This window comes from Monashia sp. HAY1-2A (assembly GCF_056755315.1).
This window is the reverse complement of record NZ_JBNDHY010000001.1, coordinates 1-12,999: the sequence shown is the minus strand read 5'-3', so window position 1 is coordinate 12,999 and position 12,999 is coordinate 1. Positions and strand designations below refer to the sequence as shown.

Annotated in this window: 12 protein-coding genes; 8 read left to right on the top strand and 4 right to left on the bottom strand. The window is 73.6% G+C overall.

Features of this window, described 5'->3' with window-relative positions; genetic code table 11:
• Nucleotides 1–109: 109 nt before the first annotated feature.
• From ACPYOM_RS00060 to ACPYOM_RS00045, 4 genes are read left to right on the top strand one after another with little or no spacing between them, the layout of a single operon-like run.
• Nucleotides 110–1,342 carry an O-antigen ligase family protein gene (locus tag ACPYOM_RS00060; RefSeq protein WP_481344417.1) on the top strand — a complete coding sequence of 411 codons (1,233 nt, stop codon included), beginning with the start codon at nucleotides 110–112 and terminating at the stop codon, nucleotides 1,340–1,342.
• Nucleotides 1,339–2,622, top strand: a complete 1,284-nt coding sequence (locus tag ACPYOM_RS00055) for a lipopolysaccharide biosynthesis protein (protein ID WP_481344416.1) — start codon at nucleotides 1,339–1,341, stop codon at nucleotides 2,620–2,622. Before ACPYOM_RS00060 ends, ACPYOM_RS00055 begins: the two co-directional genes overlap by 4 nt.
• Nucleotides 2,619–3,653 (top strand): hypothetical protein, encoded by a 1,035-nt coding sequence (locus tag ACPYOM_RS00050; RefSeq protein ID WP_481344415.1) that lies wholly within the window; start codon nucleotides 2,619–2,621, stop codon nucleotides 3,651–3,653. Before ACPYOM_RS00055 ends, ACPYOM_RS00050 begins: the two co-directional genes overlap by 4 nt.
• A 3-nt stretch (nucleotides 3,654–3,656) precedes the next feature.
• Nucleotides 3,657–4,451 carry a sugar transferase gene (locus tag ACPYOM_RS00045; RefSeq protein WP_481344414.1) on the top strand — a complete coding sequence of 265 codons (795 nt, stop codon included), beginning with the start codon at nucleotides 3,657–3,659 and terminating at the stop codon, nucleotides 4,449–4,451.
• Here the strand turns inward: ACPYOM_RS00045 and ACPYOM_RS00040 are convergent.
• Nucleotides 4,414–6,054: a Rieske 2Fe-2S domain-containing protein gene (locus ACPYOM_RS00040; RefSeq protein WP_481344413.1), complete on the bottom strand. Its 1,641-nt coding sequence runs from the start codon at nucleotides 6,052–6,054 to the stop codon at nucleotides 4,414–4,416. The two genes, ACPYOM_RS00045 and ACPYOM_RS00040, sit on opposite strands and share 38 nt — an antisense overlap.
• 193 nt (nucleotides 6,055–6,247) lie before the next feature.
• Here ACPYOM_RS00040 and ACPYOM_RS00035 point away from each other — a divergent pair, with 193 nt between their 5' ends.
• The 4 genes from ACPYOM_RS00035 to ACPYOM_RS00020 all read left to right on the top strand — a co-directional run bounded on the left by ACPYOM_RS00035 (nucleotide 6,248) and on the right by ACPYOM_RS00020 (nucleotide 9,936).
• Entirely contained in the window at nucleotides 6,248–7,015 is a 768-nt protein-coding gene (locus tag ACPYOM_RS00035) for an ANTAR domain-containing protein (protein ID WP_481344412.1), read from the top strand.
• Nucleotides 7,016–7,170: 155 nt separating this feature from the next.
• Nucleotides 7,171–8,745 (top strand): DEAD/DEAH box helicase, encoded by a 1,575-nt coding sequence (locus ACPYOM_RS00030; protein ID WP_481344411.1) that lies wholly within the window; start codon nucleotides 7,171–7,173, stop codon nucleotides 8,743–8,745.
• 170 nt (nucleotides 8,746–8,915) lie between these two features.
• Entirely contained in the window at nucleotides 8,916–9,089 is a 174-nt protein-coding gene (locus ACPYOM_RS00025) for a hypothetical protein (protein ID WP_481341338.1), read from the top strand.
• A 106-nt stretch (nucleotides 9,090–9,195) separates the two neighbouring features.
• Nucleotides 9,196–9,936 (top strand): class I SAM-dependent DNA methyltransferase, encoded by a 741-nt coding sequence (locus ACPYOM_RS00020; protein ID WP_481344410.1) that lies wholly within the window; start codon nucleotides 9,196–9,198, stop codon nucleotides 9,934–9,936.
• A gap of 214 nt (nucleotides 9,937–10,150) precedes the next feature.
• On the opposite strand, the gene ACPYOM_RS00015 is transcribed toward ACPYOM_RS00020, so the two are convergent.
• From ACPYOM_RS00015 to narI, 3 genes are all read right to left on the bottom strand, one after another.
• Nucleotides 10,151–10,798, bottom strand: a complete 648-nt coding sequence (locus ACPYOM_RS00015) for a DedA family protein (RefSeq protein ID WP_481344409.1) — start codon at nucleotides 10,796–10,798, stop codon at nucleotides 10,151–10,153.
• 170 nt (nucleotides 10,799–10,968) lie between these two features.
• The gene (locus ACPYOM_RS00010) at nucleotides 10,969–12,192 is read right to left on the bottom strand and encodes an MFS transporter (protein ID WP_481344408.1); all 1,224 of its coding nucleotides are present in this window, start codon (nucleotides 12,190–12,192) and stop codon (nucleotides 10,969–10,971) included.
• Between the two features lie 103 nt (nucleotides 12,193–12,295).
• On the bottom strand, nucleotides 12,296–12,999 hold a 704-nt coding region (narI, locus tag ACPYOM_RS00005; protein WP_481344407.1), incomplete at its 5' end, for a respiratory nitrate reductase subunit gamma.

Below are 12,999 nucleotides of genomic sequence, written 5' to 3'. Positions count from 1 at the left end.
GCCCGGGGGACCGGGTGCCCTCGCCCCGTCCGCGAACACTGCCGCGAACACTGCCGCGAACACGGGCGCGACAGGCTCGGGACGGCAGGAGGGACGCGGTCCCCGCCGGGTGGCGGTCGCCCTCGCGTTCTCCGTCTGCGTCATGCCGCTGCTCATCCCGAGCGGGCCGGGCAACACGGGTCTGGCCGACGTCGGCATCCTCGCCGTCGTCATCACGGTCGCGGCGTGGCTGCGCACCAAGCTCGTCCCCGTCCGGGTCCCGTACCTCCTGCCGGTCGCCATCCTCATGCTGGGCGGCTCGGTCGCGGCCTACCACGTCGAGGCCGAGAGCGCGCTGCTCCCGGTGGTCCAGGACGGCTTCCTGCTCGTCTGGAGCGCCGCCATCGCCAACGCGGTCCGGCAGTACCGCTGGCTGCTCGGCGTCGTCCTGCGCGCCTGGGTGTGGTCGGGCATCGCCTGGGCCGTCGTGCTCTGCGTCGGGCGGATCGCCGGCATCAGCTGGATGGCGGGCCTCAGCGCCAGGGACGGTGGACGGGCCTCGCTGACCTTCGCCGACCCGAACCTATGCGCGAACTACTTCCTCATCTGCCTCGCGCTCACGCTCGCGACGTCCGTGGTGCGCCGGCGACTGTCGCGCGTCCTCGCGACGGCCACGATCCTGCTCGCCATCGTCTTCACCGGCTCCAACGGCGCTGCCGTCGGGCTCGGCGCCATGGTCGTGGTGACGCTGCTCGTCGGGCTCGTCAAGCGACGCGGGGTCATCGTCGCGGTCGCGGTGGCCTGCCTCGGTGCCGGCACCCTCGCGGTCGGCGCACCGCACGTCGACCTCAACGCCATCGGCCAGAAGGCCAGCGACAGCGTCCAGCTGCTGCGCGACTCGCTCGGGCGCACCGACGAGTCGAGCGGGTCACGCACCGTGCTGGCCACCGAGACGTTCGGCCTCTACCTCGAGGGCGACCTGCTCGGCGTCGGACCGGGACGCACCAAGGCGACGTTGAGCGGTCAGGCCGCGCCGTACGTCAAGGAGGCGCACAACGACTACCTCGCGACGCTCGTGGAGCGCGGCGCGATCGGCGGGCTCGGTCTCGTCGTACTGCTCGTCGTCGTCGCCTTCCGGCTCGGGCGGGTGGCCCTGTGGCCCCAGGACGAGGAGGTGCGCCGGCTCGTGCCGCGTCCCGAGGTGCTGCTCGGGCTCGGGTGCGCCCTGGTCGTCGCCGGCCTCTTCTACGAGGTGCTGCACTTCCGGCACGTGTGGGCCTTCCTCGGGCTCGTGGCCGGGATCGACCCGGGCAGGCCGGGTGCCCGCCCCTTCGCCCGGACGCCGGTGGGGAGCTCCTCATGACGTGGGCACGAGTGCTCGAGCGGTCCCGTCCGCGGCTGCGCGGCGCGACGGCGCGGTCGGTCGTCGGCAACGTCGGCGCCCGGCTCGTCGCGCTCGTGTCCATCGCGCTCGTCACCGTCCTCGTCGCCCGCACCGGCGGGGCCGACGACGTCGGCGTCCTCGCGCTGATGCGCGTCCTGCCCGGCCTCGTCGGGGTCGTGGCCGCCTGCGGGCTGCCCGGAGCCATGGGGTACTTCGTCGCCGGTCCCGACGCGCGGCACGCCGGCCTGTGGCCGACGGTGCTCGTCACGATGGCGGCCGGCGGGCTCCTCGGCACCGCGGCGTGGCTCGTCCTCACGCCGGTGGTGCACGACCGGCTCATGACGACGACGACGACGTCCGTCGTCGTCGCCACCGGGCTCACCGTGGCGACGCAGCTTCCCGTCGCCGTCGGCAAGTCGTGCCTGCAGGCCCTCGGCGACGCCCGGGGGTCCAACATCGTCACGGCCGCCGAGGAGGCCGTCTTCGTCCCGGCGTTCGTGCTGCTCTGGGCGCTCGGCCTGCGCGGCGGGTGGCTGCTCGTGGCGGCGCTCCTGCTCGCCGACGTCCTCGTCGCGGTGCACGCGTGGGTGCGGATCGCCAAACGGGTCCACGAGCGTGGCGGACGGCTGGCGGGACGGCCCGACCTCGCCCTGGCCCGCCGGATGGCGGCCTTCGGTGGGCGCAGCCAGGTCGGGGGCATCCTCAACCTGCTCAACCTGCGCCTCGACGTCGTCGTCCTCGGCGCGCTGACGGGTCCGGCGCAGGTCGGCGTCTACGTCGTCGCCTCGAAGTACGCCGAGCTGCTCCGCCTCCCGGGGCTCGCACTGACGTGGGTGACCTACCCGAAGTTCGCCGGGCGGGAGGGCTCGGCCCGCCACCCGGAGTGGCTGCGGGTGGGCCGGCTCCTCGCGCTGGGGGCGGCCGCGGCCGTCGTCGTCGCCGCCAGCGCCACGGTGGTGCTGCCCCTCGTCTACGGGGAGGCGTTCCGTGATGCCGTCTGGCCGGCAGTGTGGATCTCGCTCGGCCTCGTCGTCGAGCCTGCCGCCGGGGTCGCGTCGGGCTACCTGCTCGGGTGCGGCCGGCCCGGGCTCAACTCGCTCATCCTCGGCGGCGGCTTCCTCGTGACGCTCGTGCTCGACGTGCTCCTCATCCCGCGGTACGGCTCGCTCGGGGCCGCGTGGGCCAGCGCCGCCGCCTACCTCGTCACCGACGTGCTGCTCGTGCAGGCGTGGCGACGGGTCGCCGGGAGGGTGGCATGAGACGACGCCGCCCAACCCTGACCGCCGCCTGCCTCGCCCTGGTCCTGCTCGCCGGCGGTTCCGCGTGCTCGGGCGACTCGGGCCGGACACCGCCGCGCTCGGCCACGACGACGCTGCGGCCGCAGTACGTCGCGCTCGCCGAGGCCGTCGCGTCGCACGGTGCCAAGGCGTGGGTCGAGGCCGACCTCGTCAAGGCCTGGCTGGCGGGACCGGAGCGCTACGCCTCGGTCCTCGACACCGTCGTGCTGCTCGCCGACCGCCCCGGGGTGGCCGGGGTCAAGATCGCCGACGAGCTCGGCTACGAGGACGACACGGACGAGACGACCGTCCTGCCGTTCCTCACGTCGACGACGCAAGCCCTGCACAGCCGCCTCCCGGGCCGGAAGATCGTTGTCGACCTCATCGTCCCCGAGCTCGGCTGCCTCGGCTGGGCCGGGGTGTCGACGTCGGTCGTCGGCGCCGACTCGGCCGACGCCCGTCGCAAGTGCGCCCAGGGGGAGGTGCTCCGCAACCCGGCGGTCGCGCTCGCGGACATCGACCGCTACATCGCCAAGGGCGGCCTCGACGTCGTCGACCTCAGCGTCGGCCTGCGCAGCGATGCCGAGTACGCGTCGTGGGGCACGACCCGCGACGCCGCCATGGCCGCGGCGTGGGACGAGGCGTCCCGGCGCTGGGGCGGCACGGTGCGGCTGCAGGCGCGCAAGGCCCTGGCCCACCCCGGTCGCTACGAGGGCACCCGGGAGTCGGCGGAGGCCGACGCCCGCACCTACGTCGACATCCCGCTGGCGCACGGCGCCCACGCCGTCGACATCTGGACGTGGGCCCAGCCGTACAAGGACGGCATCTACACGCTCACCGACCCCCAGCTCGCGCCGAACGACCTCACGCGCGCCCTCCTCGAGCGCCGGCGTCGCGGGGCCGAGCTGTGGACCCACATGACGCCCTCGCACCTGCAGGTCGGGCTCGACACGGACGTCGCAGCGGCAGTGTCCATCTTCAGCGGCGTGCTGGTCGCGTCGGGAACGGGGTGAACCATGACGATCCACGACGCCGTCCCGGAGCGGTCCACCTCCGCCGTGGTGGGCCGGCGACCGCCTGCGCCACCCACGCCACCCACGTCGGCTGCCCGGCGGGCCGGCGGCACGGGCTCGGCCGCAGCGCAGCGGCGTCCGCGCGTCGGCGCGATCTCGTGGCAGCGGCGGACGCTCGACCTCGCCGTGGCCGTCACGGGCCTGCTCGTGCTCTCGCCGGTGCTCCTCGTGCTGGCGGTCGCCGTGCGCCTGTCGAGCCCCGGCCCGGTCATCTTCCGGCAGGTCCGGCTGACCCGAGGCCGGCAGCCGTTCACCCTGTACAAGTTCCGCACGATGCGCGTCGACACCGCCGGGCCCGAGGTCACCCGGCGCGCCGACCCGCGCGTCACCCGCCCGGGACGGCTGCTTCGGAGCACGAGCCTCGACGAGCTCCCGCAGCTGGTCAACATCCTCTGCGGACAGATGACTCTCGTGGGGCCCCGTCCGGAGACCCCGGCGCTCGCGGCGCGCTACCCGGCGGAGGTGGCCTGGGTGCTCGACGAGACGCCGGGGCTGACAGGACCCACCCAGATCACCCTGCGCGACGACGTCAGCGTCCCCCCGTCCCAGGACGGCTTCGACCCGTCCGACCCCGGCGCGGTGGAACGCTGGTACCTCGAGCAGCTGGTGCCGCGGCGCGTGGCCACGGACCTGACCTTCCTGCGCCGCCCGACCCTCCGGGCGACGCTGCGCATCATCGCCCTGACCGCCCGCTACATCGTCACCGGGCGGCGACCCGAGATCCGACCCGCCGCGTGACGAGAGGGTCGCACCGGGCGTTGAGGCACTCACCGGTGTCGAGGTCGAACTCGAAGTTGTGGGCCAGGCACCGCAGGACGCCGTCGCGGAGGACGGCCCCGTGTGCCAGGTCCTCGCCGGCGTGCGGGCAGTAGCGGCTGACCTCCCAGTCGCGCGCGCCGTCCCCGGACCGCTCGGCCAGCGTGACGGTGTCCTCGGGGTCCCGCTCGGTCTCGTAGCGCTCGACCTCGTCGAGCGCGGCGGCGTCGGCATGCTTGAGCAGGCCGACGAGGTAGTCGTTGTACCGGTCGGGGTCGCGCCAGGCCGAGATGCGCAGGGACAGGAACAGGTCCTCCCAGCGGACCCGGCCGGTGAGGACGGCGTCGAGCCAGCGCGCCTCCACCGTGATGCGGTACCCCGGGTGCGAGCTGCTCGCGGTCAGGTCGACGCGGCACCTCGACGGCCCGAGGTCGACGTCCCAGGTGCCGCCGTCCGCGCCGTTCACGACGAACCGGACGGTCATGGCGATGCGGTTGAGGAAGTAGTCGGAAAGGGTCCCGAGCTGCTCGAAGTGGGAGACGAACCGTTGGGCGAGGCCACTGCCGCAGGGCGGGTCGGGGAAGGCGGCGTAGACGGCCTCGATGTCACCGGCCCGATGCCGGGCGTAGTCGTCGAGGTACGCGTGCAGGTCGTCGGGCAGCCGGCCGTCCGCGGCGATCTCGTCTCGGTCGCCGAGGAGGCTGAAGCCCGCCCAGTGCGGGTCGGGCCGCACCTGCCCCGTCCCCACGTCGATGCGGTCCCCGGGCAGCAGCCGCACGACTCGCTGGTCGCGCAGCCGGGACCGCAGGAACGCGGCGGCCTGCGCGGTGTCCGGGAAGATGCCGGGCGGCGCGATCCGGTCGTTGTGCTGTGCGAGCGCCGGGTCGAGGAAACAGGGCGGCCCCGCGTAGGGCATGACGATCCTCGGCGGGGCCGCGCGCAGCAGGCGGCTCACCGACTTGAACTTGCCGAGGCGCTTGTCGGCGCTCATCGAGGCGACGACCTCCGGCGGGTACTCGTAGCAGATCGGGTGCCACGACGCACCGGACATCTGCACGCCCATGAGGTCGAGCGGCCGGCCGGCCTCCTCCACCACGCGCCGCAGCTGGGCCACGGTGAGGCGGGCGTCGTTGGTGTGCAGGATCGCGTGCCCGGAGGCGTGGACGAGGATCGCCGAGTCGTGGCACATCGGCGACTGCTCCTGGATGACGGTCATCCAGTCGCCGTGGTGGTTGAGCGCGAGCCGCTCCCAGCGGTCCAGCTCGATGACGACGTTGCGGATCCCGGCGGCGCGGATGCGCGAGAGCATCTCCGGCGCCGGGTAGCGCGGGATGACGATGCGCACGTTCTCGGGCAGGATCCGGAGCAGGTCGAGGTCGAGGTGGTCGAGGTGCTCGTGCGAGATCGCGACCCAGTCGGCGTCGAGCACCTCGGGCCGCAGGAGGTGCGAGTTGTCCGGGAACGGGAACCACGAACCCAGGAAGGCGCCCTGCGGCGACATCCACGGGTCGCAGAGCATGGTCAGGTGCGGCGCGTCGATGCGCAGTCCCGCGTGTCCCAGCGAAGTCAGAACCGGCGCGTTCATACCGTTATGGTCCGGCGGCGCGAGCGCCGGGTGCACCGCCGGCCGCCCGAGCCGCGCCTACATCACCTGCTGTACGCCGACCGCTCCCATGGGCCCCCCTGTGCACACCGGCTGACCGTGTACGGCGGCGGGGCGACGTGCCAGTGTGGTCGGGGAGCGAGCAGCTGCTCGCCTGCGGGGCAGGGGGTGGACGATGACACGGCAACCACCACGGGAGTACGCGCAGGTTCTCGACGCGGACGTCGGCGAGGTCGACGGGCTCCTGCAGCACGAAGGCTCCGTGGCGGTGGCGCGCCGGCTGGTCGACCTCACCGCCCGGCTCGTGCCGCACGCCGAGCACGCCGCGGTCACGGTCGTCGGCCCGGGTTCCCCGGTGCGGACGACCGCAGCCACCGGCCCGGTGGCGACCGCCGTCGACGCCCTGCAGTCCCGCACCGGCCAGGGACCCTCGCTCGAGCCCGTCGGGGCCGCGCCCGCCGTGTCGAGCGGCGACCTGTGCGTCGAGCGGCGGTGGCCCGGGTTCTCGGGGCCGTGTGCCGACGTGCTCGGCATCCGCAGCATGCTCAGCGTCCGGCTGGCCGTCCCCGACGGGCACCGCGTCGCCCTGAGCCTCTACGCCTCGGCCCCGCAGGCCTTCGACGACGGCGACCTCGGCACGGCGGCGATGCTCGCCCCGTTCCTCGCCCTGGCCCTCGGACCGAGCCAGCGCGACGGGGACGCCCTCGGCCCGATCGACGCCCTGGACGCGAGCCGGCGGATCGGGACCGCGGTCGGCATCCTCACGGCGCGGTACGCCGTGGCCGTCGACGAGGCGTTCGCGGTGTTGCGTGGGACCAGCGGGCGGCTGCGGCGACAGGTCCGGGACGTCGCCGACGACGTCGTGGCCCTCGGGGACCTGCCGGCCGGCGAGGACGAGCCGCACGCTGGAGGCGTGGTCGGGACACCGGCGCGCGGCGGGTAGACTGGTCGGAGCGACCCGCCCAGTTCTGCCTCGGGTCGCCTCTTCTCGGCCTGGTGCCCTGCGCCGGCCCGTCGATTCGCTCTTGCGCCGCGACCCTCAACGACCGAGGCCCTCGCGCCGGGCAGAACGACCCTTTGACCTTTGGAGTCCCACCGGTGTCCACTGACACGACCTTCGCCGCCCTCGGCGTGCCCACCTCCCTCGTCGCGGTCCTCGACGACCTCGGCATCACCATTCCGACCCCGATCCAGGCGGCGACGCTGCCCGACTCGGTCGCCGGACGCGACGTGCTCGGGCGCGGTCGCACCGGCTCCGGCAAGACGTACGCGTTCCTGCTGCCGGTGCTGACGCGCCTCGCGCAGTCCGGCCGCCGGCCCCAGTCCCGTCGTCCCCGGGCCCTGGTCCTGGCGCCGACGCGTGAGCTCGCGACCCAGATCGAGGCCGCCATGACCCCGCTCGCGGCGGCCCTGGGCCTCACCTCCCAGACCGTCTTCGGCGGTGTGGGCCAGAACCCGCAGGTCCAGGGACTGCGCCGGGGCGTCGACGTCGTCGTCGCCTGCCCGGGCCGCCTCGAGGACCTCATGCAGCAGGGCCACGTCTTCCTCGACGCCGTCGAGATCACCGTCCTCGACGAGGCGGACCACATGGCCGACCTCGGGTTCCTCCCCGGCGTGCGTCGCATCATGGACAAGACCGCCCGCGACGGGCAGCGCCTGCTGTTCTCCGCGACGCTCGACGGCGCGATCAACGTGCTCGTCAAGCGGTTCCTCACGAATCCCGTGACGCACGAGGCGGACTCGGCGCAGTCGCCCGTCTCGACGATGAGCCACCACGTGCTCCACGTCGACGACGGCGCGCACCTGCCGGTCATCCTCGACCTCGCTGCGGCGCCCGGCCGCAAGGTGGTGTTCACGCGCACCAAGCACCGGGCCAAGAAGCTCGCCAAGCAGCTCAACGCGTCGGGAGTTCCGGCCGTCGAGCTGCACGGCAACCTCAGCCAGGGTGCCCGCACGCGCAACATGGACGACTTCCACTCGGGCCGCGCCCAGACGCTGGTCGCGACGGACATCGCGGCCCGCGGCATCCACGTCGACGACGTCGCGCTCGTCATCCACGCCGACCCGCCGGTCGAGCACAAGGCCTACCTGCACCGTTCGGGTCGCACCGCGCGTGCGGGCAACGCCGGCACGGTCGTGACGATGATGCTCGACGAGCAGGTGCGCGACGTCCGCGACCTGACCCGCAAGGCCGGGATCAGACCGACGACGACGCGTGTCGCGCCGGGCCACCCGCTGCTCGAGCAGCTCGCGCCGGGTGCGCGGTCCTTCGCCGGAGCCCTCGTCCGGGAGGAGACGCGTCCGTCCACCGGGCGCCCCGCCCGCCAGGTGTCCGCCGACACCCCTGCCCGTGGTCGTGGCCGGGGTCGGAGTCGCGCGGCGCAGGGCTCCGGCGCGCCGGGTGGCTCGAGCCAGGGGAGTGGTCGCCCCGGAGGCCGGGGCCGCGCCGACGCCGGTCATCTGGACTCCCGGTCGGGCGGACGTCGCTCGGGCGGCCAGCCGGGCCAGCGCGGTCAGGCGGCCTCGACCGGGTCCGGTCGTTCGGGCGGATCGGGCCGGTCCGGTGGGCCGGGCCGACGAGGCGGTTCGACGACCGTCTACTCGACGAGCAGCGGCGGCAGCGCCGCCGCCTTCTCGGCCGGCACGCGGGCCGGCAGCCGCCGCTCCCGCTGAGGTCGCGCGAGGGCTGCCCGTCCGACCGGCGGTGACCGGCGGTCGAACGGGCGTCTCGCGGCTCGCCCTCGTGGAGCGGGCGTGAGCACTGGCGCGCTGCGCCGGTTGTCGCTATCGTCCATCGTGTCGAGGCAATACCCCTGTGGGTATGTGAACGGAGGAGGACCACCATGTGCCGTCCGACCGCCTGCCGCACGTGCGGCAAGACGACGTGGGCCGGCTGCGGCCAGCACGTCGACGAGGTCATGCGCACCGTTCCCGTCGGCGAGCGCTGCGGCGGTCACGAGCCGGAACGGCCGGCCCGGGCCGGCGGCTTCCTGTCGCGGCTGTTCAACCGCGCCTGAGGGCCGACGCCCGGCTCGCGCTCGTATGCCGGGTCCGGAGCCGGCCGCCGCGCCGCCGACACAAAACCCGTGGCCCGGATGCGGCGCGGCGACGAGACTGGCCCGCGTGACGAGCAGCGACGTGTGGACCGAGGAGACCGCGGCGACCTATGACGCGGACGCCGCCGACCACTTCAGCCCGGAGGTCCTGGGCCCGACGGTCGACCTCCTCGCGCGGCTCGCCGGCGAGGGGCCCGTGCTCGAGCTCGCCGTCGGTACCGGGCGCGTCGCGCTCGCGCTCGCCGACCGCGGCCTGCCGCTCAACGGCATCGAGCTGTCCGAGCCGATGGCCGCGCGGCTGCGCGCCAAGGATCCCGACGGACGCGTCCCGGTGGTGGTCGGGGACATGGCCACCAGCGTCGCCCCGGGTGCGGGCGCCTACAGGCTCGTGTACCTCGTCTGGAACAGCATCTCCAACCTGCGCACCCAGGCCGAGCAGGTTCAGTGCTTCCGCAACGCGGCGCGGCACCTGCGCCCCGGTGGACGGTTCGTCATCGACCTGTGGGTACCGGCACTGCAGCGGCTGACACCCGGACAGGAGGCCGTGCCGGTGAGCATCGGCGAGGACCATCTCGTCTTCGACACCTACGACGTCGTCAGCCAGGAGTGCTCCTCGCACCACTACCGCACCCTCCCCGACGGCACCGTGCACCACGACGTCGGGCACTTCCGCTACATCTGGCCGGCGGAGTGCGACCTCATGGCCCAGCTCGCGGGGCTCCGGCTCGAGTCCCGGTGGGCCGACTGGGCGGGCACGCCGTTCACGGCCACGAGCGAGGCGCACGTGTCGGTGTGGCGCAAGCCCTAGCGGTCTCCTCCTGCGGCCTGCCCTCCCCCTCCCGGCCCCTCCCTGCGGTTCGAGGTATCTGCTCGCGCCTGGGTGCGACGAATCACCTCCACTCAGAGGGTGGGCCATCGATTCGAGGTATCTGCTCGCGCCCGGGTGCGACGAATCACCTCCACTCAGAGGGTGGGGGTTCGGTTCGAGGTATCTGCTCGCGCCCGGGTGCGACGAATCAACGTCATCCGCGTTCGGCGTCGCCGACCTCCTCGCGACGCTCGGCGCGGCGCCGGCGCACCTGCCACACGACGACGCCGACGACGACGAGCACCGCCACGACGACCGCCGCGCCACGACCGAAGTACGACTCGACCCTGGCGTAGGAGTGACCGGCGACGAACCCGATCGTCACGACCGTCGCGCCCCAGGCGATGCCGCCCGCGGCGTTCCACGTCAGGAACGTGGGGTAATGCATCTTCGACATCCCGGCCAGGGCCGGCATGACGGCGCGCAGGAAGGCCGTCCACCGGCCGAGGAAGACGGCGATGCCGCCCCTGCGGCCGAGCAGCTCCTGGGCGCCCGCGATCCGCGAGCGGTGCCGGTCGAAGGCGCGCAGCCTCAGCACCCGCACCCCGAGGTGGCGGCCGACCTCGAAGCCGACGCTGTCGCCGGCGATGGCGGCGAGGACGACCACGACGAGCACGGCGACGTAGGGCACGTGGCCGACGGAGGCCGCGACGCCACCGAGGACCGCGACCGTCTCGCCGGGAACGACGAAGCCGACGAAGATCGCGTCCTCGGCGAAGACGACGAGCGCCACGACGACGAGCACGAGCCACGTCGGAGCGGCCAGGAGCTGCTGCATGGCGCTGTCGAGCAGGTGGGTCACGGTTCGGCTCCTCGTGCGCTCATGGTCCGCCGGCGAACCGGTGGCCCGGGTCTGCGCGGGCCGGGACCGGCCCTGCGGGGACTCCGCGGGGACCGTCGTGGCGTGTCCCGAGTCTCGACAACGAGTCTGCACGCCCGCTGGGAGCCGCGCAGCCGTTCGGGACGCGGTCTTCAGTCCTGGCGGGTGCGTTCGCGGATCCCGAGCTGGGAGAAGGCAAGGGCACCCACGGCCACGATCGTCAGCAGGACGAGCCCGACACCGTAGGCCGGCAGCACCTTCTCGTACGTCGCGCCCAGGACGAGCGGCGGGAAGTAGCCACCGAGCCCACCGGCCGCACCGACGAGGCCGGTGACGCTGCCGACGCGCGCCGGCGGCGCGGCCTTGGCGACCCAGGCGAAGACGCCACCGGTGCCGAGCCCGAGGAAGAACGCCATCGCGACGAACGCGATCCCGGCCGGCAGCTCGAGCGGGGGCCGGAACGCGAGCACGACGGCGAGGACCGCGGTGCCGGCCAGGGAGACCCCGAGCACCGCCCGCGGACCGATGCGGTCGCTGAGGATCCCGCCGAGCGGACGGGCGAGGACCGCGGCGACGGCGAACCCGGCGGTCCGCGTGCCGGCGGCGGTGAGGTCGAAGGCGTAGACGTCCTTGAGGTAGGTGGGCAGGTACGTCGAGAAGGCGACGAAGCCGCCGAAGGCGACGGCGTAGAGGAACGACATCTGCCACGTGATCGGCAGCCGCAGGGCCGCGGTGAGCTTGGGCACGACGGGGTCCGTGTTCGGCGTCCAGGCGGGCGAGTTGCGCATGCCGAACCAGCAGATGGCGGCGGTGACGACGAGCGCGGCGGCGAGGATGACGTGGGTCGGGGTGTAGCCGAACCACGTGACGAAGCGCGGCGTGAAGAACGCCGAGAGCGCCGTGCCGCCCATGCCGGCCCCGAAGATGCCGGTGGCGAAGCCGCGGCGGTCGGCCGCGAACCAGGCGTTGACGAACGGGATGCCCACGGCGAAGGTCGTGCCGGCGATGCCGAGGAAGAACCCGACGAGCAGGAGCATCCCGAACGACCGGGCGTTGCCGGCGGCGGCGACGAGCAGGACGAACGGCACGCCGGCCAGGGTGAGGAGGGGGAACATGAGGCGGCCGCCGAACCGGTCGGTGAGCGCACCGACGGGGATGCGGCCGACCGACCCGACAAGCACGGGCGTCGCGACGAGCAGTGCCTTCTGGCTGCCGGACAGACCGAGCTGTCCCGTGTAGCGCACGCCGAGCGGACCGATGATGTTCCAGGCCCAGAACGTCACGGTGAAGGCGAGCAGGGCCAGGCCCAGGTTGCGGTTGCGGCCGGAGAGGTCCGGCCCGGTGGTTGCCGTGGTCTCGGTAGCCGTGCGGCTCATCGGGACTCCTTGTGCGGTGAGGGGTTCCAGCAGGGGTTCAAGGGGCCGGCCGGGGCCGGTCGGGTGCCGGTCAGGTGCCGGTCAGAGGACGGCGAGGTGCCGGTCACGGCCGGCGGTCGCGATCGGTCGTGCCGACGCTGCTCCAGCCGGGGCGGGCCGAGCGCGCGCCCGTCGCCGCCCGGTCCCGGGACCGGTACACGATGTAGGGACGGAAGAGGTAGTGCAGCGGCGCGGTGAACGCGTGCACGAGCCGGGTGAAGGGCCACAGGGCGAACAGGAGCATCCCGACGATCGTGTGGACGTGGAACTGGATCGGCGCCTCCTCCATCGCTGCGACGTCAGGACGCAGGAGGAACACGGACCGGAACCACGGCGACACCGACTCCCGGTAGTTGTGCGCCTCGCTGCCCGCGCCCACGCTGACGAGCGTCGTCCAGAGACCGAGGACGATCGCCGCGACGAGCAGGACGTACATGAGCTTGTCGTTCTTCGTCGTCGCCATGAAGACCGGCCCGGTGCGCCGCCGCCGGTACACGAGGATGAGGATGCCGACGAGGGTGCAGACGCCCGCGAGGCCGCCGAAGAGCAGGGCGTTGAAGTGGTACAGGCCCTCGCTCACGCCGAGCGCCTCGGTCCACGCCTGTGGCACGACGAGCCCGCCGACGTGGCCGATGAAGACGAGCAGGATGCCGAAGTGGAACAGCGGAGACCCGATCCGCAGCAGCCGCGACTCGTAGAGCTGGGACGAACGGGTCGTCCAGCCGAACTTGTCGTAGCGGTAGCGCCAGACCGTGCCGCCGACGAGGC

Coding starts and splice junctions, on each gene's coding strand:
- ACPYOM_RS00055 (WP_481344416.1), top strand. CDS start 1,339: ATGACGTGGGCACGAGTGCTCGAGCGGTCCCGTCCGCGGCTGCGCGGC.
- ACPYOM_RS00050 (WP_481344415.1), top strand. CDS start 2,619: ATGAGACGACGCCGCCCAACCCTGACCGCCGCCTGCCTCGCCCTGGTC.
- ACPYOM_RS00045 (WP_481344414.1), top strand. CDS start 3,657: ATGACGATCCACGACGCCGTCCCGGAGCGGTCCACCTCCGCCGTGGTG.
- ACPYOM_RS00040 (WP_481344413.1), bottom strand. CDS start 6,054: ATGAACGCGCCGGTTCTGACTTCGCTGGGACACGCGGGACTGCGCATC.
- ACPYOM_RS00035 (WP_481344412.1), top strand. CDS start 6,248: ATGACACGGCAACCACCACGGGAGTACGCGCAGGTTCTCGACGCGGAC.
- ACPYOM_RS00025 (WP_481341338.1), top strand. CDS start 8,916: ATGTGCCGTCCGACCGCCTGCCGCACGTGCGGCAAGACGACGTGGGCC.
- ACPYOM_RS00010 (WP_481344408.1), bottom strand. CDS start 12,192: ATGAGCCGCACGGCTACCGAGACCACGGCAACCACCGGGCCGGACCTC.